The organism is Allopontixanthobacter sp. (assembly GCF_034376665.1).
In the GTDB taxonomy this organism is placed as follows: Bacteria; Pseudomonadota; Alphaproteobacteria; order Sphingomonadales; family Sphingomonadaceae; genus Allopontixanthobacter.
The window spans coordinates 1-22,620 of the sequence record NZ_JAXMJI010000088.1; the positions used below are offsets into that span (position 1 = coordinate 1).

Annotated in this window: 18 protein-coding genes and 1 pseudogene; 7 read left to right on the top strand and 12 right to left on the bottom strand. The window is 63.5% G+C overall.

The window, feature by feature from the left end; translation table 11 throughout:
• A pseudogene (locus U0988_RS09320) lies at positions 1-234 on the bottom strand (N-acetylmuramoyl-L-alanine amidase); the annotation flags it as partial.
• 504 nt (positions 235-738) lie between these two features.
• Here U0988_RS09320 and U0988_RS09325 point away from each other — a divergent pair.
• Positions 739-3,654, top strand: a complete 2,916-nt coding sequence (locus U0988_RS09325; RefSeq protein ID WP_322292350.1) for an Rne/Rng family ribonuclease — start codon at positions 739-741, stop codon at positions 3,652-3,654.
• Between the two features lie 117 nt (positions 3,655-3,771).
• Here U0988_RS09325 and U0988_RS09330 read toward each other — a convergent pair whose 3' ends face one another.
• Positions 3,772-4,590: a TerC family protein gene (locus tag U0988_RS09330; protein ID WP_322292351.1), complete on the bottom strand. Its 819-nt coding sequence runs from the start codon at positions 4,588-4,590 to the stop codon at positions 3,772-3,774.
• Between the two features lie 108 nt (positions 4,591-4,698).
• Between U0988_RS09330 and U0988_RS09335 the strand changes: the two genes are divergently transcribed.
• Entirely contained in the window at positions 4,699-5,592 is an 894-nt protein-coding gene (locus U0988_RS09335) for a haloalkane dehalogenase (protein WP_322292352.1), read from the top strand.
• 151 nt (positions 5,593-5,743) lie between these two features.
• Positions 5,744-6,727, top strand: a complete 984-nt coding sequence (locus tag U0988_RS09340; RefSeq protein ID WP_322292353.1) for a phosphoribosylglycinamide synthetase — start codon at positions 5,744-5,746, stop codon at positions 6,725-6,727.
• On the opposite strand, the gene U0988_RS09345 is transcribed toward U0988_RS09340, so the two are convergent.
• Positions 6,724-7,458 carry an SDR family NAD(P)-dependent oxidoreductase gene (locus tag U0988_RS09345; protein WP_322292354.1) on the bottom strand — a complete coding sequence of 245 codons (735 nt, stop codon included), beginning with the start codon at positions 7,456-7,458 and terminating at the stop codon, positions 6,724-6,726. The two genes, U0988_RS09340 and U0988_RS09345, sit on opposite strands and share 4 nt — an antisense overlap.
• Before the next feature lie 184 nt (positions 7,459-7,642).
• On the opposite strand from U0988_RS09345, the gene U0988_RS09350 reads away from it, so the two are divergent.
• The 4 genes from U0988_RS09350 to U0988_RS09365 all read left to right on the top strand — a co-directional run bounded on the left by U0988_RS09350 (position 7,643) and on the right by U0988_RS09365 (position 10,801).
• Positions 7,643-8,425: a succinate dehydrogenase iron-sulfur subunit gene (locus U0988_RS09350; RefSeq protein ID WP_322292355.1), complete on the top strand. Its 783-nt coding sequence runs from the start codon at positions 7,643-7,645 to the stop codon at positions 8,423-8,425.
• A gap of 63 nt (positions 8,426-8,488) precedes the next feature.
• Positions 8,489-8,911, top strand: a complete 423-nt coding sequence (locus U0988_RS09355) for a PaaI family thioesterase (protein WP_322292380.1) — start codon at positions 8,489-8,491, stop codon at positions 8,909-8,911.
• 22 nt (positions 8,912-8,933) lie between these two features.
• Positions 8,934-10,034, top strand: coding sequence for a cell division protein ZapE (gene zapE, locus U0988_RS09360; RefSeq protein ID WP_416172384.1), 1,101 nt, complete (start codon positions 8,934-8,936; stop codon positions 10,032-10,034).
• A gap of 68 nt (positions 10,035-10,102) precedes the next feature.
• Positions 10,103-10,801, top strand: a complete 699-nt coding sequence (locus U0988_RS09365) for a pirin family protein (RefSeq protein ID WP_322292357.1) — start codon at positions 10,103-10,105, stop codon at positions 10,799-10,801.
• 36 nt (positions 10,802-10,837) lie between these two features.
• Here the strand turns inward: U0988_RS09365 and U0988_RS09370 are convergent, their stop codons facing one another.
• The 9 genes from U0988_RS09370 to U0988_RS09410 all read right to left on the bottom strand — a co-directional run bounded on the left by U0988_RS09370 (position 10,838) and on the right by U0988_RS09410 (position 22,611).
• A complete protein-coding gene (locus tag U0988_RS09370; protein WP_322292358.1) occupies positions 10,838-11,755 on the bottom strand; it encodes a crotonase/enoyl-CoA hydratase family protein in 918 nt (305 codons plus the stop codon).
• Between the two features lie 213 nt (positions 11,756-11,968).
• Positions 11,969-13,867 (bottom strand): XrtA/PEP-CTERM system amidotransferase, encoded by a 1,899-nt coding sequence (locus U0988_RS09375; RefSeq protein WP_322292359.1) that lies wholly within the window; start codon positions 13,865-13,867, stop codon positions 11,969-11,971.
• A gap of 9 nt (positions 13,868-13,876) precedes the next feature.
• The gene (gene xrtA, locus U0988_RS09380; RefSeq protein WP_322292360.1) at positions 13,877-15,439 is read right to left on the bottom strand and encodes an exosortase A; all 1,563 of its coding nucleotides are present in this window, start codon (positions 15,437-15,439) and stop codon (positions 13,877-13,879) included.
• A complete protein-coding gene (locus U0988_RS09385; protein WP_322292361.1) occupies positions 15,429-16,673 on the bottom strand; it encodes a TIGR03087 family PEP-CTERM/XrtA system glycosyltransferase in 1,245 nt (414 codons plus the stop codon). The genes xrtA and U0988_RS09385 overlap by 11 nt, the downstream gene beginning before the upstream one ends.
• On the bottom strand, positions 16,673-17,737 hold the full coding sequence (locus U0988_RS09390; RefSeq protein ID WP_322292362.1) for a FemAB family XrtA/PEP-CTERM system-associated protein: 1,065 nt from the start codon (positions 17,735-17,737) through the stop codon (positions 16,673-16,675). The genes U0988_RS09385 and U0988_RS09390 overlap by 1 nt, the downstream gene beginning before the upstream one ends.
• The gene (locus tag U0988_RS09395) at positions 17,734-18,687 is read right to left on the bottom strand and encodes an XrtA system polysaccharide deacetylase (protein WP_322292363.1); all 954 of its coding nucleotides are present in this window, start codon (positions 18,685-18,687) and stop codon (positions 17,734-17,736) included. Before U0988_RS09395 ends, U0988_RS09390 begins: the two co-directional genes overlap by 4 nt.
• Positions 18,688-18,700: 13 nt before the next feature.
• Positions 18,701-19,888, bottom strand: a complete 1,188-nt coding sequence (locus tag U0988_RS09400) for an XrtA/PEP-CTERM system-associated ATPase (RefSeq protein ID WP_322292364.1) — start codon at positions 19,886-19,888, stop codon at positions 18,701-18,703.
• Between the two features lie 12 nt (positions 19,889-19,900).
• Positions 19,901-21,580, bottom strand: a complete 1,680-nt coding sequence (locus tag U0988_RS09405; RefSeq protein WP_322292365.1) for a preprotein translocase subunit YajC — start codon at positions 21,578-21,580, stop codon at positions 19,901-19,903.
• Between the two features lie 11 nt (positions 21,581-21,591).
• Positions 21,592-22,611 carry a capsular biosynthesis protein gene (locus U0988_RS09410; RefSeq protein WP_322292366.1) on the bottom strand — a complete coding sequence of 340 codons (1,020 nt, stop codon included), beginning with the start codon at positions 22,609-22,611 and terminating at the stop codon, positions 21,592-21,594.
• Between the last annotated feature and the right edge of the window lie 9 nt (positions 22,612-22,620).

Here is a 22,620-nt window from a genome sequence, read left to right on the forward strand (position 1 = left end):
CCCGGGATCCCTGCCGCCGTGTCCGGGATCGATCACCAGCAGCGGGCGGCTGATGTCGTCTGGTCCGTAAACCTGCGGCAGATCGACCGGCTTTCCCGCTTCCGGCAAGGCGATCCGCAACACGTAATCCGGGGCCGGCGACGAAACGGGAATGGCACGCCCCATCGCATACAGACCGCCAACCAGCAAAACCGGCACCAGGAATAACAGCCATATGATTACGCGACGTGCCATTGCGCTGCGCTGTTACGATGGAGCCATGTTGCTTGGCAACCAATTGGCACGATTGGCCCAGAGGAACGCAACTTCAAAGATTAGGCGCGCAATATGGTTGCTCATCGAATTGGGCAGTGCTAGCTGCGTCTTACCGGATATTTGGTCATCCAAGCCAGCGACTGCGCCTCAGGTGCATTATAGGGCGAAGGGGCACCCGGAAACGGCAGCGGGCCAATTGTCCAATGCCTCCACAGGTTGATGCATAGATGAGAAGCCTACCCCCAATCCCGACAGAACAGCCTCTGTGCTGCGTCGGGTCTTGGGCAGGACAGGCGGCGCAGCAAACGCGCATTCCCACATTTGCAGACACATCACCCCGTTCCGCAGCGATACTTCGCTCGGGTCGGTTACTTATCGCCGCTCGTCCCGCCGGGGCCAGCGGTATTCACACAATAACGCGTATCCCTCTGGCTCGGATGATCCTCGATCATGCCCCGCCCGGACGCGTCTGGAGAAATATCAATGGCAACGCGCATGCTAATCGATGCGCGCCACTCGGAAGAAACCCGGGTGGCGGTCCTCAAAGGCAACCGGATTGAAGAATTCGATTTCGAATCCGCTGAACACAAGCAGATCAAAGGCAATATCTATCTTGCCAAGGTAACAAGGGTCGAACCTTCGCTGCAGGCGGCGTTCGTCGAATTCGGCGGCAACCGGCACGGCTTCCTGGCGTTCAGCGAAATCCACCCGGATTACTACCAGATCCCCAAAGAAGACCGCGAGGCGCTGCTGGCCGAAGAAGCCGAAGCCGCCGAGGAAGAGGCCGCCCTGCGGGCTGCGGACGAGGAAGAAGGCAATCTGCCCGGCGACGAATATGACGCGGAGGACGAATCGTCCGAAGCGCTGATCGAAGACCTCGCCGAAGACGGACTCGAGGAAATCGACACGTCGGAAAAGGATTCCGTCGCGACCATCGAAGAAGGCCGGCTGGACGGTGACGATGACGACGATTCGGACGAAGGGGACAGCGAGGAAGAAGACGGCGAAGAAAGCGAAGACGACAGCAATCGCCGCGGTGGACGCGGGCGTGGCCGTGCGCGCGGCCAGAAGGGTCGCCGCCAGGGCACCAGCAAGCCGGGCCGTGCCAAGGCAGTCGACGAAGCCCGCGCCAAGCGGATGGCCCTGCGCCGCCGCTACAAGATCCAGGACGTCATTCAGCGCCGCCAGGTGCTGCTGGTCCAGGTCGTCAAGGAAGAACGCGGGAACAAGGGCGCTGCCCTGACCACCTATCTCAGTCTGGCCGGCCGTTACACCGTGCTGATGCCCAACAGCAGCCACGGCGGCGGGATCAGCCGCAAGATTTCCAGCTCGGGTGACCGCAAGCGCCTCAAGGAAATCGTTTCCGACCTCACCCTGCCCAAGAACATGGGCCTGATCGTGCGGACCGCCGGGCTTTCGCGCACCAAGCCGGAAATCAAGCGCGACTTCGATTATCTCGCGCGGGTCTGGGATGAAATCCGCGAGCGCACACTCAGCTCCAGCGCGCCAGCGCTGATCCATTCGGACAGCGACCTGATCAAGCGGGCGATCCGCGACATCTACAACCGCGAGATCGAAGAAGTCGTGGTCGAAGGCGAGCAGGGCTACAAGGCCGCCAAGGAATTCATGAAGCTTCTGATGCCCAGCCACGCGCGGCGGGTTAAGGCTTATTCGGACCCAGTGCCCTTGTTCCAGCGCTACGGCGCGGAAGACCAGCTGCGGGCGATGTACGATCCGGTGGTTCAGCTCAAATCGGGCGGCTACCTGGTAATCAACCCGACCGAGGCGCTGGTGTCGATCGACATCAACTCGGGCCGTTCGACCAAGGAACACGGGATCGAGGCCACCGCAACCGCCACCAATCTCGAAGCCGCGCGGGAAATCGCCCGCCAGCTGCGCCTGCGCGACATGGCCGGCCTGGTGGTGATCGATTTCATCGACATGGAATACAACCAGAACGTCCGCAAGGTCGAGCGCGCCATGAAGGACGCGCTCAAGAATGACCGCGCACGTATCCAGGTTGGCCGCATATCCAGCTTCGGATTGATGGAAATGAGCCGCCAGCGGCTGCGCACCGGTGTGCTCGAAGCCACCACCCGCGACTGTCCGCATTGCGACGGTACCGGTCTGGTCCGCACCGCTTCCAGTGCCGGACTGTCTGCCCTGCGCCTGATCGAGGACGAAGCCGCGAAAGGCCGGGGGACGGTAATCACCCTGTCCGCCAGCACCGAAGCGGCGATCTACATGCTCAACGCCAAGCGCGCCGATCTGACCGAGATCGAACACCGCTACGGCGTGAGCGTGGAAGTGGTCCCCGAAGGCGAGGACGAAGGCGCCAAGATGAGCGTCGCCAGTTCCGGCCCGCGCCCGACAGAAGCACCCAGGTTCGAACCGATTGTCATCGAAGAAGATGACGAGGAAGAGATTTCCGAAGACGATTACGCCGAAGAAGACGACGGTGACGATCGCGGCCGGGACGATCGCGGCCGCAATGATCGCGGTGACCGTAACGATCGCGGTGATCGTGGCCGGGGCCGCGCACAGGCGGACAGCGACACCGACAGTGATGGCAGCGATGAAGATGGCGAAGACCGTCCGCGCCGCCGCCGCCGTGGTGGCCGGGGCCGCAAGCGTGCTGGCGGCGAGAGCCAGGGTCTCGATCAGGGTGAAAGCCGGAACGTCGGTCGCAGCGACAATGACGAGGCGGATACCGATGATCGTCCGCAGCAGGACCAGCCCCGTTTCGCCTCCGACGATGACGGCGAAGAAAAGCCCAAGAAGCGTCGCCGCCGCGGTGGCCGCCGTCGGCGCGGACGCGGCCGGGGCGAAGGTGAAGGCGAAAACGGCGCTGAAAACCTGGCAGACGTCTCCGAGCAGATGCAGGACGATATCGCGGTCGTAGTCGGCCCCGAGGGAACACCCGAAACTGCAGAGGCCGCAGCGGACGAAAAGCCGAAGCCGAAACGCCGCTCCCGCGCGAAGAAGGCGGACGAAAGCGCGCCGGAAGCAGGAGCGGATGCAGCCGGAACGGAGGACAAGCCCAAGCCTGCCCGCCGGGCACGAAGCAAAAAGGTTGCCGGCGAAGCGGCCTTGGAACCGGCGGCAGAAGCCCCGGCCTCGGACGAATCGGCGGCCGAAAAGCCCAAGCGTCGTTCACGGGCCAAAAAGGCTGACGTTGCGCCTGCCGAAGGCGAAGCGGAGGCCGCGGCTGAAGTCAAACCAACGCCCAAGGCAGCGCCGAGAAGCCGCGCCAAGCCTGCGGTGCAGCCCGAACAGGCAGACACTTCGAAAGCCGCAGCACCCAAGACAGCGGCGAAATCCGCCGACCCCGCCCCTGCCGAGGAAGGCGAAGCCTCCGGCCCGCGCAAGAGCGGCTGGTGGCAGCGCACCTTCGGGTAAGCACCGCCGCATCTGACCAAAAAAGGCCCCCTGTCCATTTCGGACCGGGGGCCTTTTTCATGCACCAGTTAAACCAGGCGGATGGCCTGAACCGAAGTTCGCCACGCCCGCGCGATCCTATTCGGAGGCGGAAGCCTTTGCAGCAGCCTTGATCCGCATACGGCGGTTGCGCTGAATGATGTTCAGCGCCTCCACCCCGACCGAGAAGCCCATCGCGGCGTAGATGTAACCCTTGGGCACGTGGAAGCCGAAGCCGTCCGCAATCAGCACCAGGCCGATCATCACCAGGAATGCCAGCGCCAGCATGACCAGCGTGGGGTTCTTCTCGATGAATTTCGCCAACGGATCGGCGGCCACCATCATCACGCCAACCGTGATCACTACCGCCGCAACCATGATCGGCACATGGTCCGTCATGCCGACAGCGGTCAGGATCGAATCGACCGAAAACACGATGTCGATGGCAATGATCTGGGCGATGACCGCGCCGAAGCCGGCAGTCGCGGCGGCGGCGATGCCCGGGGTCTTGTCGAGCAGATCGCCCGACGGATCTTCCGGTTCCATCGAATGATGGATTTCCTTGGTCGCTTTCCACAGCAGGAAGAAGCCGCCCGCCAGCAGGATCAGGTCGCGCCCGGAAAAGGCCGTTTCGAACGTCGCGTCACCATACTGGTTGGGCGCACCCTGCAGTCCCAGATCGAACAGCGGGGTTTGCAGCGTCACAATCCACCCGATCAGCATCAGCAGCCCGATCCGCATGATCAGCGCGAGAGACAGCCCGATCCGCCGCGCCTTCGACTGCTGGTGTTCGGGCAGCTTGTTCGAAAGGATGGCAATGAAGATCAGGTTGTCGACGCCAAGAATGACTTCGAGGGCAATGAGGGTGAGGAGCGCGAGCCAGGCCGCCGGGTCGCTCAGTAAGGCCAGAATATCCATGACCGCCTAATGCCGAACCCAAAACCAAAGAACAAGCGCCTGATTGCGCGGCGCTCTTCCCAAATGCTTCATGAATTGCCATCATGCCGCGCGACGAGAGGAATTGCCATGTCCGAGATTTTCCGCACGCCCGACGATTGCTTCGCCGACCTCCCAGACTATCCATTTGCGCCGCATTACTACGAACTGCGCGAAGGATTGCGTATTCACTATGTCGACGAGGGGCCGCGGGATGCGACGCCAGTGCTGATGATGCACGGCGAACCCAGCTGGAGCTATCTCTACCGCAAGATGATCGGTCCGGTGGTCGATGCCGGATACCGCGTGATCGCGCCGGATCTGATCGGTTTCGGCAAATCGGACAAGCCGACCGACAAATCGGTGTTTACCTACGCCGGTCATGTCGCCTGGATGCAGGAATGGTTCGAGGCGCTGGCGCTGGATAAGGTGATGCTCGCCTGCCAGGATTGGGGATCGCTGATCGGGCTGCGGCTGGTGACTGCGATGCCGGAGAAATTTTCGGGCGTGGTGCTGTCCAATGGCGGCCTTCCCGCTGGCCAGGATCCGCCCAAGGCCTTCTCCGCGTGGCGCACATTTGCCAAGGTCAGCCCGGTGTTCCCGATTGGCGGACTGCTGCAGAAAGCCACCAAGACCGAGCTGAGCGATGCCGAAGTCGCCGCCTATGATGCACCCTTCCCCACGCGCGCCAGCAAGGCCGCTGCACGGGTGTTTCCCGCCCTTGTTCCGCTAGGGCCAAATGTGGCGGTGCCCGATCAACTTGCAGCGTGGGAAATACTCGAAAGGTTCGAGAAGCCCTTCACCTGCTGTTTCAGCGACGGAGATCCGATCACCAAGGGCGGCGATGCGCCGTTCAAGGAGCGCGTTCCCGGCGCCAAGCACACGCTCCACCGGACGCTGAAAGGCGGGCACTTCATTCAGGAAGACGATCCGGAAGGATTTGTCGGAGCAATTCTGGATACGGCCAGACTGGCAGGCGTCTGATCGCGGACGGATGCGAAGTTATGCTCCGTTTACATGAAGTTTTGCTGCTTTCCTGAGAAAGTCTCGCGGTTGTCGCATGAATTCGCTATTAGCGACCTACTGAGGTGCGAATCCACGCGAGGTCAAGAAATTGACGGACCTATTGGCTCCCTTGAAGATCACGAATGCCGCAAAGGAACGTCTGCGCATCATGTTCATCGCCAAGCACGCCCTGGGCGATGGTTCGATGCACCGCGAAGACGGAAATCATGCAGTCTACCACCACGAAATGCGGTCCATTCTGGAAGGACTGGGCCTGAACCTGACGGTGGCGAACAGTTTCGAAGCCCTGTTTGAAAAGCCGGATGTGGATTTCGTGTTCACACTGCTCAACCGTGCGGGGTTTTTCAATTCGGAGATGCTCGGACCGCTGCTGTGCACCCGTCATGGCATTCCGTTTCTGGGTGCAAGTCCGATCCTTCGGGGCCTCGGCGATGACAAGCATCTGACCAAACGCGCCGCTGCCGCTGCGGGAGTGCCCACAGCGCCCTGGGCGATCTACCGCCGCGGTGCTCCGGTTGACGAAGCGAAGTGCCCACGGGCGGACCGCTATGTCATCAAGCCCAATGCTTCCTCGGCCAGCTGGGGCGTCCGCGATGCCAGCGACTGGACCGGCGTGCGCACCGCAATCGAGGAAATCCACGAGGAAAGACATGACGCCATCGTCGAACCCTTCCTGACCGGAAGCGATGCCGAGGTACCGGTCCTGACAATCGGTGATCCGGTCTTGCTGCCGATGTTCATTTTCCGGCAGGCCGATCCCGATCATTTGCGCACCTATGCCGAAAAGCGCGAATTGAGGCAGCAGAGGCAGCATTATTCGCTCGACCGGCTTACCGATCCGGTAATGTCGCAGCAGATCGCAGGCTTCACCCGGAAACTGTGGGACGAATTCCGACCCTTCGATTATGGCCGCTTCGAATTCCGCGTCAACGAAGATACCGGAGTGGTCCACTTCCTCGAGGTAAACCTCAACTGCAATCTGTGGTCGCAAAAGGTCTTCGGGAAAGCCGCAGCCATGGCCGGGTGGACGCAGTCGGAGCTGATCGAAACGATACTGGCCGAAAGCCTGCGCCGTCAGGGCCTGATGGGTTAATCGGGAACCCGGGCTCCTGCCCAGTCGAACACGCCGCCGCTATCCTCCGGCTGCAGCCTCTCCAGCACACCCAGCAGGCTTTCCGCCGAACGCTGCGGGGTGAACAATTGTTTGTCCGGCACATTCCCCTGGAATGGCTGCGACAAGGCGGTGTCGACCGTGCCCGGATGCAGCCCGGCAATCACGGCAAGCTTATGCGTGCGGGCCAGTTCGATGGCAAAATTCTTCAACAGCATATTGAGCGCCGCCTTGGAAGCGCGGTAGGAATGCCACCCGCCCATCCGGTTGTCGCCAATCGACCCGACCCGCGCCGACAGCGCAGCGAACACGGAGCGCCGGTCCCGTGCAAACAGCGGCAACAGGTGCTTGGCGATAATCGCCGGACCGATGGTGTTGGCCCGCAGAACCTGCAGCATCGCGGCGGGATCGAGCATTCGGTATGTCCGCTCCGGACCGGTACCATCGGCCAACGTCAGAGTACCGGTTGCGACGATCACGAGGTCGGGCGGGGCGTTCGCCATCATCCCGGCAGCCGCGGCGATGGAGGATTCCTCCACCAGATCGAAGGTGAAGGGTATCACCGACGCGCCGCCCGGCACATGGCCGCTCCGCGATCCGGCGTATATCCGCTCCACTCCGCGGTCTGCCAGCGCGAGGGTCAGTGCCGCACCGATGCCTCCGCTGGCACCGAAGATGGCTGCACATTTGGGGAAGTCTGCCTGACCGGTCATGCCTTCTCCTGTCACTGGTCCCAAGGCAATGTCCACTCCAATCCATTACAACCGCCCGGTGCCAAATCTGCATCAGCAGTTCGAGAAAACTCTATCCGCCAACCCTGTTGCGCGCTCTTGCCCTTGGCGCAATTGGCGCTAGATAGGCCTACACGTCTGGGCTCGCAGTACAGAAAGCATCCGAATGGCCACCTTCACCCTTCCGAAGAACTCGAAGATCACCGGCAAGGGGCGGTCGCATCCGGCGAATGGTGCGAAGAATGTGCAGAAATTCAAGATCTACCGCTACGATCCCGATACCGGTGAAAACCCGCGCTACGACATTTTCGAAATCGACCTCGACGATTGCGGGCCGATGGTGCTGGACGCGCTGATCAAGATAAAGAACGAGATCGACCCGACGCTGACCTTCCGCCGAAGCTGCCGCGAGGGGATCTGCGGGTCCTGCTCGATGAACATGAACGGCAAGAACGGCCTCGCCTGCACCACCGCAATGAGCGATCTGAAGGGCGAAATCCGGATCACTCCGCTGCCGCATATGGAAGTGATCAAGGACCTGGTGCCCGATTTCACCCATTTCTACGCCCAATATGCCTCCATCCGGCCCTGGCTGCAGACGGTCAGCACCACCCCATCGGGCAAGGAACGCCTGCAGACCCCCCAGCAGCGCGAGCAATTGGACGGATTGTACGAATGCATTCTGTGCGCCTGTTGTTCGACCGCCTGCCCGTCATACTGGTGGAATTCGGACAAGTTCCTCGGTCCCGCGATCCTGCTCCAGGCTTACCGCTGGCTGGCCGATAGCCGCGACGAAATGACCGGTGAACGGCTGGACGATCTGGAAGACCCCTTCCGCCTGTACCGTTGCCACACGATCATGAACTGCGCCAATGTCTGCCCCAAAGGCCTCAGCCCGGCCAAGGCGATTGCCGAAACCAGGAAAATGATGGCCGAACGGCACATCTGATCCGTGGCCGGCAGTGACGTAAGCGAAAATCCCGGGTTTTTCGTCTATCGCGAAGATCCGGATATGCCCGGCTGGTTCACCTGGGACCTGGTCGACGATACCCGCTTCAACGGTGCGGTAATGGGCCGGATGTGGACCCGGCGAGAAGCGGGTCCGGCGGGTCAGCAGTGTCGCTTGCGGATGATTCCCGAGCGCAAGCACACCAATTTGCAGGAAATGATCCACGGCGCGGTCACGCTGTCGCTGATCGACATTTCGCTGTTTGCGGCCTTGCGCACCTTGGGCGATGGCAACGCCGAAATGGCAGTCACGCTGGAGCTTTCGACCCAGTTTGTCGGTGCGGGCAAGGTCGACCGGCCTTTGGATTCGGTGGTCGAACTGGTCCGCGAGACGGGCCGCCTGATGTTCCTGCGCGGGATGGTGGTTCAGGAAGACCACACGGTTGCGTCCTTCTCCGGCATTATCCGCAAGGCTTCGGGTAAGTGACACTGCGCCGATGAGTGTTACGATGTCCCGGTATGACGAACTGGTCGCTGCGGGCGAGTTGCGGCCCGACCCGCAGCAGCGGGCGGCCGCCCGCAAACTGGCCGCGCTGCGCGAACAACTTGTGGCCCAATCCCGGCAGGGCTTCGTTTCCCGCCTGTTCGGCAAGCGCGAACCGCCGCGCGGCGTCTATCTGTGGGGCGGCGTCGGGCGCGGCAAGTCGATGCTGATGGATCTGTTTCACGGCGCGCTGGCCATCGAAGACAAGCGCCGGGTCCATTTCCACGCCTTCATGCTCGAAGTGCACGCCCGGCTGCACAAGGAACGCCAGAACGAAAGCGGCGATCCGATCATCCCGGTCGCCGCTCGCATCGCGGAGGGCGTGCGCTGCCTCGCCTTCGACGAGATGGTGGTGAACAACAGCGCCGACGCGATGATCATGAGCCGGCTGTTCCGCGCACTCATCGTCGATCACGGTGTCACCATCGTCGCCACGTCCAACCGTCCGCCGCGGGACCTCTACAAGGACGGGCTGAACCGCGAACATTTCCTGCCATTCATCGCGCTGATCGAGGAACGCCTCGAGGTCGTGGAATTGAACGGCCCCACCGATTACCGATTGGAACGTCTGGGCGGGATCGACAATTGGCACACCCCCATCGGCGATCAGGCAACGGCGCAACTGCGCGAGGTGTTCTTCCGCCTGACCGACTACAGTCCGGACGATGCCGCAAACGTCCCTTCGGGCGAGTTGGACTTGGGCGGCGGACGCAGCCTTTATGTGCCGAAATCCCTCAAGGGCGTTGCAGTGTTCAGCTTCAAGCGGCTTTGCCGCGAAGCGCGCGGGGCGGCGGATTACCTCGCTATCGCGCAGTGCTATCACACGGTCCTCATTGTCGGTATTCCGGTGATGGGCCCGGAAGACCGCAACGAAGCTGCACGTTTCGTTACGCTGATCGACGCGCTTTACGAATACCGGGTCAAGCTGTTCGCATCCGCCGCCGCCGAACCAGACCAGCTATATCATGCAGGAGACGGCAGCTTCGAATTCGAACGAACCGCCAGTCGGCTGATGGAAATGCAGAGCGCCGAATACATGGCTCTGGGCCATGGCAGCGCGGGTTGAAATCCCTGGCGGCGCTCACGAAATAAAGCACATTCCAGCGGCAACACCCCGCTGAAGAGGACAATACCATGATCGATATCAGGCCTTTTGCTTCCCTCGGAGCAGCCGACCACGGCTGGTTGAACGCACGGCATCACTTCAGCTTTTCATCCTATCACAATCCGGACCGGCTGAGCTGGGGGCAGATCCGCGTCTGGAACGACGATACGATTGCACCCCAAAGCGGCTTTCCGCCCCACCCGCACAGCAATATGGAGATCGTCACCTTCGTGCGCACAGGCGCGATCACGCATAAGGATTCGCTCGGCAACATGGGCCGAACCGCTGCGGGCGACGTTCAGGTGATGAGCGCAGGCAGCGGAATCACCCACGCGGAATACAATGTGGAGGATGAAGCAACCACGCTGTTCCAGATCTGGATCATCCCCGATCAGGCAGGCGGAGCGCCCTCGTGGGGCCAGCGCGAATTTCCACGCGGGACCCGCGCCGGACAGTGGGAAGTGCTCGCCAGCGGCAATGCCGAACAGGACGGTGCGCTGCCGATCCGGGCCGATGCGAAGGTCGTCGCCGCAACTTTGGCAGCCGGGGCAAGCGCGACTTACACCGCCGATCCTGCGCGGCACCAATATCTCGTGGCGCCCACCGGCCGGATCAAGGTCAACGGGATCGAAGCCCAACCACGCGATGGTGTCGCGATCACCGGAGAGACGGACATCACTGTCGAGGCGATCGACGATGCCGAACTGGTGATGGTGGACGCCCGCTAGGGCGCGCCTGAAATGTGATGGCCGGGCAGGAGTGGGTCAGGCAGCGTCGGCGAGACGTTGCTGCGCCGAAGCCAGCCTGGTCATCACCTTCAAATCCTGTTCGCGCAATTGCAGCGCGGCATCGGCCCACAGCTCGGTAATCCGGTTAAGTTCGGACAGCTCCAGTTTCCACACTGCTTTAGTGGCCCGCCGCGAATTGACCAGCCCGGCATGGCGCCGGTCAGACCGCTTGATGAATTCGCGGGTCGCATCCAGTCCCTGCCCATTCTCGGCCAGCTGATGGACGATGCCGAAATCGTACATTTCCTCCGCGCTGTAGGTCTGGTTCGACATGATGAGCCGGTCCGCCATCGCGCTACCCAGTTTGCGCGTGAGCAGGGCGTGCGCGCCCATCCCGGGGAACAGGCCGAACATCACTTCGGGCAGCCCGAACGTCGCGCCGCGTTCGGCGATGATGTAATCGAACGACAGAAGGGCTTCGAAACCGCCGCCCAGCGCCGCGCCTTCAACCAATCCAATGGTCAGCATCGGAATGTCAAGCGTATGGATGTTGCGGTGGAGGATAGCGCAGCAGCGATGGCCGTAATGCACCAGCGCCGCCCGGTCCTGCTTTGCAATCAGGCGGTGGAACAGCGTCAGGTCGCCGCCGAAGCAGAATACGCCGGGCGCGCGGCTGCCTAGCACCAGATAACGCAGCGGGATCTTTCCCGTGCCGAAATCCGCCGAAATCAGCCTCTGCCAACTCTCGAAGTCGCCCAACATGGTCGGCGTGAAGCTGGGCCGACCGGCGGGCCGCATATAGCTCCACAAGGTCCGGGAATCGCTGTCGTAAAACACGTCGAGTTCATCCAGCGACAGCAGTTCTTCGGAAATTCCGGCATGAAGGGAGCTTTCCGCAACGAGATCTTCCTCGTCGCTGCCGAAGCGCATTACCGAGTTCGCGCTGCTGTCCATTGCTGCCAGATCCCCCTGAAACGCGGTGCCTAACCATTCCGCTGCGACGCCTCTGCCCGAACAATTTCGTGGCCATTTTTTCTGTTGGCAGGAATCTAGGCCGCTAAATGCTTGCTTGGCAACCAATTAATTGTGCGCTGATTCGATCGTTTGTGCCGGATCAGGGCACTGTCATGTCGGCATTTGGTCTGCCGCCGCAAGCCTGCGGGGTGGTCAAGCGGATAAACCAAGATTTTCCACCGTCCGATCCAGCATCAGCAATTGCCACAATAATCGCGCATGGTCGCTGCGACCGGAAATGTGTTCTTCCGCCAGGGTCGATATGCGCTTCGAATCGAACCAGCCGGTTCGCGCCAGCGCCGCGCCCGATCCGATAGCGCGGGCACTTTCGGCGAGCGGACCGCGCAGCCACTGCGCGAGCGGGGTCACGAAGCCCTGCTTCTGGCGGTAGAGGATCTCGCGCGGAAGATGGCGTTCCATGGTGCGTTTGAGCAGCCATTTGCCCTGCCCGGCCCGGATGCGTTCGCGGTGCGGCAATTGGGCGGCGAACTCGACCAGCCGGTGATCGAGCAGCGGCTCGCGCACTTCCAGGCCCACCGCCATGCTGGTCCGGTCAACCTTGGTCAGAATATCGCCGGGCAGCCAGAATTTGAGGTCCGCATATTGTGCCCGGTCGAGCCCGGAACGCGCCGGGGCATCGCGCATCAGCCGGATCAGCGGGTGTTCCGCCCGGTACTCGCCGCGGATTTTCAGGAATGCGTCCGAAAACAGCGTCTGGCGCAGTTCCGGCGGGACAACCGACAGGCTGCGGGCATAGCCCTCCTCCCCGCTCGCCGCGAGCGACAGCAAGGTGGATTTCGCGCGCAGCGGGCGCGGTGCCCAATCGGCCTTGGGCCAGGCCGATCCAAGCGCGCCAAACACCGGCCCGCGCAGGAACGCCGGCAGCACCGCCCGAGCCTGTTCTTCCCGCGCGTGGAAGATGTGGCGGCGGTATCCCGCAAACGCTTCGTCCGCGCCGTCCCCCGACAAGGCAACGGTGACATTCTCCCGCGCCAGTTCGCACACCCGCAGCGTCGGCAGAGCGGAGGCATCGGCGAAGGGTTCGTCGAAGATGCCCGCGATGCGGTCGATTGCACCGAAATCGTCGGGATCGACCATCCGGCTGCGGTGATCGGTACCGAACAGGTTCGCCACCTGCTGCGCGTGTGCGGTTTCGTCCAGCGCGGCGACATCGAAGCCGATGGAGCAGGTTCGCACCGGTTCGCGGCTCGCCTCTGCCATCAGGGCGACGACGCTGGAGCTGTCCACCCCGCCCGACAGGAACGCGCCCAGCGGCACGTCGGCAATCATCCGGGATGTCACGCCCGCCCGCATGTGATGCAGCAATTCGGCGGACAAATCGGCGGTCGTCCCCTTGCGCCGCTCGGCAAAGCTGATGTCCCACCATTGCACCGGGCCGCTCGGCGCAGCGCCATGTTTAAGCAGGCGGTAATGGCCGGCCGGCAGCTTTTCCACGCCCCGCAGGAACGACCGGTGATCGGGAACATACCCCCACGCGAGGTAATCCTCCACCGCCAGCGGATCGGCCTCCCGCCGGAGCAAGGGATGCGCCAGCAGGCCCTTGAGCTCGGAGGCGAAGGCAATGCTGCCATCGCTCAGCCGCGCGGTGAACAGCGGCTTCACCCCCAATCGGTCACGGGCCAGGAACAGCTCCCGCGTTTCCCGGTCGTAAAGAGCGAAGGTGAACATTCCGTGCAGCCGGTCGAGGCATTTGACGCCCCATTTCTGCCAGGCTGCCAGGATCACTTCGGTATCGCCTTCGGTGTTGAACTGCGCGCCCATCGCGGCAAGTTCTCTCCGCAATTCGCCGAAATTGTATATCTCGCCGTTGAACACGATCACCGCCCGGCCATCGGCGGAATGCATCGGTTGGGGAGAACCTTCCAGGTCAATGATCGACAGGCGGCGATGGCCGAGACCGACCCCCGGTGCGGCCCACACCCCTGAACCATCGGGGCCGCGGTGGACCAGCGCCTCGCACATCCGCTCCACCCGCGCGGGATCGACCGGCTTAGGCGTTTCAAGATGGAAAATACCGGCAATTCCGCACATGGGCGCGCTCTAACGAAGTCCGGCGATACGGTCCATCCATTCGCCTTCATCGCCCATATCCCTGCGGAACGCGGCGATGGATTGCGCAGCCTCCTGATCCTCTGCTTGTTCGGCGGACAGGATTGCCAGAATGGTCGGTTCGCGGCGGAGCAGCAGGCGGTTTGCCATCGTCGCCAGCTTCAGGCGTGCGTTGCTGCCGGTGGTGAGATCGCCGGTCCGGTACGATGTCTCGGCCAGCCGTTTGACCCGTCCGTATGCCAGCAGATAATCCGCGCGCACCTCGGCGGTGCCCTGTCCGGGTGCGAGCCAGCGCCACGGGGTATCCGGTCTCAGAGCGCCTTCGCCGGATGCGCTGGCCTCGCGGCCGTCATCCTGCAGTGCATAGACCGCAAGGAACACGTCGACTTCCTGCCCTGCGCCATTCCGGTAACGGCCGAGCAACCGATGTTGCGCCCCGCTGGCGCGCGGCTCCCACGCGGCGGCGGGCGTGTAATCGACCCGGTCCCAACCGGGCACTTCGGGCAGGGCAATTCGTTCGGGCAGGCGCGCCTCCCCGCCCGCTGCCAGCGCCGCCCATGCAGCGAACAGCAGGCCGAGCCCCAGAACGCCGCCGAGCGCGCCTGTGCCGTGCATCGTGAGCCTCGACAGCCCCGTCAATAGCGGCGAGCGAACGATGGCGGCTACATCCGGTCCCACAAGGTCCGGCGAGCGATCGAACCAGCGCCATGCCGCCGCCAGCAGCATCAGCACCACCAGCGCGAAGAAAATCCAGCCGTAAAAGATATGATCGAAGCCTGCGGCGAATTCGATGCCCTGGCTCTGCGCAATATAGATCGTGCCCCACGCCCGTACCGCGTTGGCGAGGATCGGGAGAGCAATTGCTGCAGCCATGAAGACCGCGCGCCGTTTCCAGCTAAGGAAGCAGGTGTGCATCACCAGCACCCCCAGCGCGACCATCGCGACCAGGAATTTGACCCCGGAACATGCCTCCGCCACCTCGAACAGGCCCGCAGGGGTATCGATGAAGACACCGTCGATCACGGCGGGAATTCCGCTCCACTGCGTCAGCTCGATCACCAGCCGGGCGGTGATCATCTGCAAACCCGGGACCAGCTCATCCCCGAACGGCACCAGAAACAGCATGAAACAGAGCGGAAACAGCAGCGCGGCGGTTGCACGCGGGCCGAGGAGCGCGGCAACACCCGCGGGCAGCATCGCTACCGCGCCCAGCTGGCTCGCCGTATTGACCCCGGCGATGGTACCTAGCAGCCACAGGAACATGGCGCCGCCGAGCGCAATCAGGCCCGGCCACCATGGCGAAGGCGTAAGCTGCGCCAGCGCTCCGCGCCGGGTCCAGCCCAGCCAGCCGATGATCAAGGGCACGAACAGGACGTGGCTGTAGGTGGAGATGTTCCACCACTTTTCCGCCATCGTCAGCCAGTCGCGATAAGCGAGGCCCAGCAGCCCCGCCCAGGCCAGCACCAGATGGACCAGCGGAACGCGCCAGGATGCCGGAACACGGTCCCACTGCATGGCCAGCAGCCCGCGCGGGAGAGTATTTTCAGGCGACATCACGATACTGCGCGGCGTCTGGCCGCGGCCCCGGTTTGCCGATGATCGGCCCGAGATGAGCGAGAGTGGCGGCCCAACTCTGGTGCTCGGTCACATAGCGCCGGGCCGCTGCCGCCATCTTTGCTGTTTCGGCGGCGTCATCCAGCAGCGCCAATGCGCGGGCGACCAAGGCATCATCGGTGTCTGCAATAGCGAAATGGTGGCCGTCTTCTGCATCAATACCCACGGCAGCTTCGGAGGTGAGCAACACGGGCCGGGCCATCGCCATCGCCTCGAGGACCTTGTTCTGCACCCCACGAGCGATTTCCAGTGGTGCGATCACGATGTCGGCGGCGCTCAGGAATGGCCGCACATCGGGCACTTCGCCCCAGACGCGCACTCCGCCCTGCCCGTCCTGCGCCATCAATCGCGGGCCAGGCGCGCGGCCCACAACATGGAATTGCGCGCCGGGATGGATCTTACGAATTGGCGGCAGCAACCGGCTGATCATTCGCTGGGCAGCAGCGACATTGGGCGCATAATCCATCTGGCCGGTGAAGACAAAATGCGGCCCCGGGGTGTTTTCCAGATCGGGATGCGGGCGGGCAGATTGCGGATCGAAGAACCCGGCGTCGATACCGTTGCCCAGGGCGATCACTTTGTCCGCGGAACCGGCCGGTATCCGTGACCGGAACAGCGCCGCCTCTGCCGTACTGACCAGCAGGGTCCGGTCTGCGCGCTGCGCCAACCTTGCTTCCTCCGTTGCCAGCAAGACGCCTTCGCGCGCGTCGATCCAGCGGCGCGGGAGCCTGCCCGATGCAGCATAGGCTTCGAACTTCGCGGAATCGACATCGCACAGATCCACCACCACGCGGCCGGCGAAATCAGCCGGAACATACTGGCCCATCTGGCCGGAAAAAACGAAGATCGTATCGATCGGGTTCGCCGCCAGCGCGTACCGAACCCAAGCGCGCATATCCGGATGATCAAACGCGGTCAGGCTGACCGGCTTGTGGAAGGCAAGCGCCTCGAAACCCGCTCTCGCCATGCTTTTTCTGCGGCGGATCAGGCAATGGCTGGCGGATATTTCGGCGAGCAGGGGCTCATGGGCCAGATCGCTGTCCGTATCGGCAAAACAGCCCACGTGAACCGGCGCGATATCGGCCAGAGCTTTCAGCAGATGATGCGAGCGGATCTTGTCGCCCCGGTCGGGCGGGAACGGGATACGGTGCGCCAGGAAAAGGATCTCGCCCATCAACCAAGCCCCTTGGCGATCAGCGGCCCCAGCCGGTTGGCAATCGGCAGCGGCAACCGCTTCCACAGGTCGATACTGGCGGAATAGCTTTCGCTGGTCGGATCGATATTGCGCTTCTTCGCTCCCGGCGCGGCCCAGCTGGCATAGGCCAAGGGCTGCGGGTCGAAGCCCCAGTTCTTCTTGTAATGATACGGCCCACTGCCGGTTTTGGAACGCCCGAAGTCGAACCGCGTACAGCCGCGCTTCCGGGCATGGCGCATCAATTCGAAATACATCACCTCATTGGCGCGCAGATGCCGCGCAGCAAAAGTTCCGCCGCCCCAGTAAGGCATCACGGCCCCGCCGTGATACAGCGACAGCACGCTCGCCACCGGCACGCCGTCATGCCGCACGGTGAGGATATCGGCTTCGTCCCCGAAGGCATCGAGAACCGCGTCGAACAGCAAGCGCGGGAATACCGGCGTTCCCAGATTGCGTACGCTTTGCGCGTAGACAGCGTAATGCGCCGCCCGGTCCGCATCGCTGCGACCGGTTTGCACGGTTAGTTCCAGCTTCAGCCCCTTGCGGATTTCGGCCCGCTGCTTGCGCGGGATCGCCAGCAATTGCGCCTCTTCATCGGCGGCCAGATCGGTCTCGAAGCCGCAATGGCTGCTGGTGATGATGTCCCAATCTTCGGGCAAGGCCCCGCCGCGCAGTTCGACCGTTTGGCAGGAAAGGCGCGCGGCCAGTTCCTCGGCCCGGCGGCACAGGGCCAGACTGGTGCGCGGGCTTCCGGCCAGAACACCGCCGCCGACAGCAAAGCCGCTCGACACCAGGGCGCGCCCGAAAAACGGCGAGTGGACCAGCGTCACCGGCAGCCAGCCGGTGATCCGCCCGGCTTTCTCCGCTACCAGTCCCATCGCCTGCTGGCCGGTGCCGCGCTCCACTGCGCGCAGCCATATCGGACGGTGAAACGGCGTGCCGCCCATGTCCGCGGCAAAAGCTTCAATGCGCGCAAATTCCCCCGGATCATGCAGATCGGCAAGCGCGATAGTCTCGGCAGCCAAGGGGAATGGCGCGTTCACGCGGGCAACCGATCGGCGGCCTCGTCCGTTCCATCCGGACTTTCCGCAAGCACCAGTCCCGGCGCATTGCGAGCCTCGCGGTAGGCCAGCAAATCCATCCGGCCCCAGCTGAATTCATGCACCAGTTCACGCAGTTTGGGCGCCATCCGGTGGAGATTGGTATAATGCCGCAGCCGTGATTTCATCGAGGCGTCGGGCACGCGCGGCTGGTCCGGATCGATCTCCCAAGGGTGGAAATAGAACACCGCCGGGCGTTTCTCTACGCGGTTCACCTGGCGGATCGCCCAGCGCGAAAAGCCATAGGGCAACACGCGGAAAAATCCGCCGCCGCCCGCCGCAAGGCGCTTGCCGCCGAGCATCGCCGTGGTCACCGGAATTTCGACCAGGTCGGACCAAGGCAGCGGCTTGAAGGCGAACCGCGGCGCTTCCCGCCAACCGTAATGGTCGTGCGAAATTGGGGCTACGCTGGAAGAATAGACAAAGCCCTGCTCGGCCAGTTCCATATAGGCCCACGGCGTGCGCCTATCGATCGAGAAGCTGGGCGCGCGGTAGCCGCGGACCGGCGCCCCGCCCTCATCCTCGAGGATTTTACGCGCCAGCGCGAGGTCCTCGCCGAATTCCTTGCGGGTGAAATTGAACACCCGCGCGTGGTCATATCCATGGCTCGCCAGCTCGTGCCCGGCATCCACGATCCGGCGGATCAGCGGCCCGTGCCGCCGCGCGACCCAGCCGAGCGTGAAGAACGTCGCCTTGACCCCCGCTTCCTCGAACAGGTCGAGAATGCGCATGACATTGTCTTCCACCCGCAGCGGCAATCCCTCCCAGGTGCCGCGGTCGATCACATTCTCGAACGCACCGACCTGGAACCAGTCCTCCACATCGACGGACAGTCCGTTGATGATCGGAGCAGCGCTGGGCAATTTGCCAGGGGTGTCTGAAAGGTCGGCCATCCAGGCAGGTTCCTCAGGCGGCTTCGCGCGGCTTTTCGCCGGTTTCGATCCATTCGATCAGCATGGTGAGAACATGGCGCACAGTGCGCTCCTGCTCTTCCAGACGGGCGTGCAATGTCTCGATCCGAGCTGCGAAGCGGGCCTCCATCTCTGCGAGATCCCGGGCAGGTTTGGCGCTATCGCCAGCGCGAGCGAGTTCGACCACCGCCTGCTGCAATTCGGCAATCTGCGCGTCACGCTGGGCCAGCATTTCCGCCAGCTGGGCTGCGGCATCCGCCGGTGCGGCGTGCGCCAACGGTTCCGAAGCACGAGCGGCGTGCTTGACGGGCCCTGGCTCAGGACCGGTCCGATCCGGCGTCGCCTTGTCCACCGCTTCGCCGTGAAAGGCATTGTCGCTCGCCATTTCGGCCAGCACCGACGCCAGCATCGGCTGGTCGAGGACTGTGCTCTGTTCGACCGCGCCAAGCAGTAACAGCCGGGTGACCACCTGGTTCACCCGGCGCGGAATTCCGCCGGTCGCAGCATGGATCCGCGCGAATACCCCCTCTGCGAATTCGGGATTGCCAGCCCAGCCGACACATTCCAGCCGGTGGCGGATATAGGGTTCCACTTCGCCCGGCTCCATCGGCTCGAGATGATGCGAGGCGATCACGCGCTGGCGCAATTGTTCAAGGTCAGGATGCTCGGCCAGCACCTTGCGAAACTCCGGCTGACCCAGCAGCAGCAGTTGCAGGAGCGGGTGCGCGCCCAGCTGGAAGTTGGACAGCATCCGCAATTCTTCGAGCGCTTCGATCGACAGGTTCTGGGATTCGTCCACCACCAGCAGGCAGCGGCGGCCCTCGCGCGCCTCTCCGTGAAGGAACGCCTCGATGGCGCCGAGCGCGGAGGCCTTGTCATGGCCCGCCACATCCAGGCCGAAACTGTTCGCCGCGACATGGACCAGTTCTTCGCCGTCGAGATTGCTGGTGACCACCTGGCCCACCGTCATCCGCTCCGGGTCGATCTTCTGCATCAGATGCGCCACCAGTGTGCTCTTGCCCGCGCCCACTTCGCCGGTGATGACGATGAACCCTTCGCCCTGCGCCATGCCGTAGCCGAGATAGGACAGCGCCTTGCGGTGGGTAATGCTTTCGAAATAGAAACTCGGGTCCGGCGTCAGCTGGAACGGGCGTCCCGTCAGGCCATAGAATTCATCGAACATTCGTCGCTCCCATCAGAAGTCGTAGCGCAGGCCGAGCAGGGCCGAGGCTGCAGTAAAGTCTTGATCCGTTTGCCGGCTGTCGAGGTGATCGAGCGCAAGCGCGGCGCGGGCGGACAATCCGGCCAGCAGCTGCCGCCGATAGGCCGCCGATGCGCCGAGCGCGAGAACGTCGCCCGCATTGCTGAACCCGCTGTCGAGCCAGTTGGCATAGGCATTGGCGGAAAACCCGGCATTGCTGCCGAGCTCGCCGGCCAGATAGAAGGCGACCCAGTAATTCTCGTCCTGCACACTGTTTGCCGCGGCCAGAATGGTCCCCGGTGCGGCAATGAAGCTGCGGCGGTCATACCCCGCGCCGACGCCTGCGGTGGTGCGGCCGAGCTCGACCGAATAACTCGCGGCAATTCCGCGCGAGCGGTAGGTGGCGGAGCGGACCGAGCCAAGCACCCCGGCGAGGCAATTGTTGCCCTGCGTGGTGGCGACGCAGCCGCTCAGATCCCCGGTCACCGCGTTGCGGGTGGCGGCAAACTGGGTCGGCAGATTGGCCAGCGAAGTGTTCAGCTGGCTGCCAAATCCGGAAATCGCATCATAGACCGAAACACTCACCCCGGTGCGGCTGCTCGGTGCCCATGCAAAGGTTCCGTAATAGCTGGTGGAATCGTAACGGCGCCCGACATGGGCCTCCAGCGAGGTGCGCCTGCTGGGTCGCCAGACGACGCCGACATCCCAGATCAGGCCGGATACGTCATACGCCAGCTGGCGCGGCTCGCTGGTGTCGGTCACGATCCTTCCGTCGCTGCCAATGACCGGATCGCCACTCGCATCGAGCAGAGCGTCGCGGCTGGAAATCTCGACATCCTCGTACCCGGCCCCGGCGACTAGGGCGAGGCTGTGGCTGACCGGGACGGTCACATCGGCGCGGATGTAAATATCGCGCAGCCGCTGGTCGAAATTGGAGATATCTTCCTGATTATAGCCGCCGCCGACCCCGAGCCCGACCGGCAGGGGCGCGCCCGGGCGGGTTGCGAGGTGAAAGGCCGCCGCCTGCGACACGCTGTGCCCGAAGACATCGACCGGAATGCCGCCGCCGGTGGTCACGACCGCGTCCGATGCGTCCACTTCGGTGTAGCCGATCCGGTAATTCGCGTTGATCTCGACATCGCCTGCGCTGGTATGGAGATTGGGGCCGGCATAGGCGGAATAGACGGTGCTGGTTGCGCCTTCGCCGGTCACCGCGCCCAGGCTGCTGCCGCCATTCGCGTCGATCCGCGTCCGCGCCGCAAGCGCGCCACCTTCGATGGTCAGCGCACGGGGAACGATCGTGGCATAGCCGCGCGCAACCCCGCTCAGCGTGCCGGAATCGGCGGATGCATCGTCATACCCGATCGTTCGTTCGTAGCGCACCGATACCGAACCGCCATTGCTGCGCCCCGTCACGGATGCATCGACGCCAACGGCAATTTGCGAGAAGGTGACCACGTCGTCTCCGGGCGACAATTCCGCCACCAGGATCTGCGATGCCTCGATGTAGGGGTTGACCTGAACGCCGTATTCGCCGCGCGCCGACCGTTCGCTCCGCGTGCTGCTGTCGCTTCCGTCCCCAAGTCCGGCTTCCTGCGCAAAGGCCGCACCGGACAGGCACAATGCCGCGGCGGCGCACGCTTCGAGGCACCATTGCAGGACTCGTGATCGCACGCGCAGCAGGGTTACGCTCCGTAACCGTAATAGGCGCCGAAGTTCCGGCCGCTGGGGCTGAAATTGGTGGCATTGAGCAGCAGCTTGATATCCGCGCAGGCGGACAGCAGATGGACCGCATCCTCCACTGCGCTCTGGCCTGAACTGTCGGCCCGCACGACCAGCACCGCCTGCCCGACGTGCTTGGCCAATTCCGCCGCCGGCGAAGCGGACAGCGCGGGCGGGCTGTCGAAAATCACGATCCGGTCCGGCGCGCCCACCGTCAGCCGGTCCATCACTTCGGCGGTGCGCGCGCTGCCGAGATATTCGCTGTCATAGGCGGTCTGGCTGCCCGCAGGCAGGACCCACAAGCCGGGAATATCGGTGCCGATCACCAGACTTTCCGGCTTGAGCGACGGATCGGCGAGGCAGTCCATCAGGCCCGGTCCCTTCGGCAAGCCAAGAGTGGACAGGATCGACGGCTTGGCGAAATCGGCATCGACCAGCAACACTTCGCTGTCCCGCTCCGCCGCCATCGCAATCGCCAGATTAGTGGCGCAGAAGGTCTTGCCTTCGCCCGGATGCGGCGAACAGATCAGTATGCGGCGCGATTTGGCGGTGCCGCGTTCGCGCGCGGCGGACAGGATCTGCCGCTTCACGATGCGGAATTCCTCGATCAGCGCGGTCACCGATCCCTCCGGCACGATCATGCCCTGATCGCGCAGGTGCTCGCGGCTGACCGGATGACGAGTCCCCGACAGGCGCACCGATCCGGTCTCCCCGGTGAGGGTGACTTGCGATGGCAGCACCGCGATCGGAGCAGGTGCAGGAGCCGGTTTCGGCACCGGTTCTGGCACAAATTCGGGTGCAGGAGACGGCTGACGCAGACGCGCGTGTTTAAGCGGCGGATCGGCCAGCTTGCGAGGCACCGGGGGTCCCTTGAACGGATCGAGCCCGAAGACTCCGCTAGCCCGTTCGAACAGCGAAGAACTGCCCGTATCGGACGGAGCCTCGGTCGAACCGGGTACGGGGATTTTTCGGTGTTCGGTCATGTCCTGCCC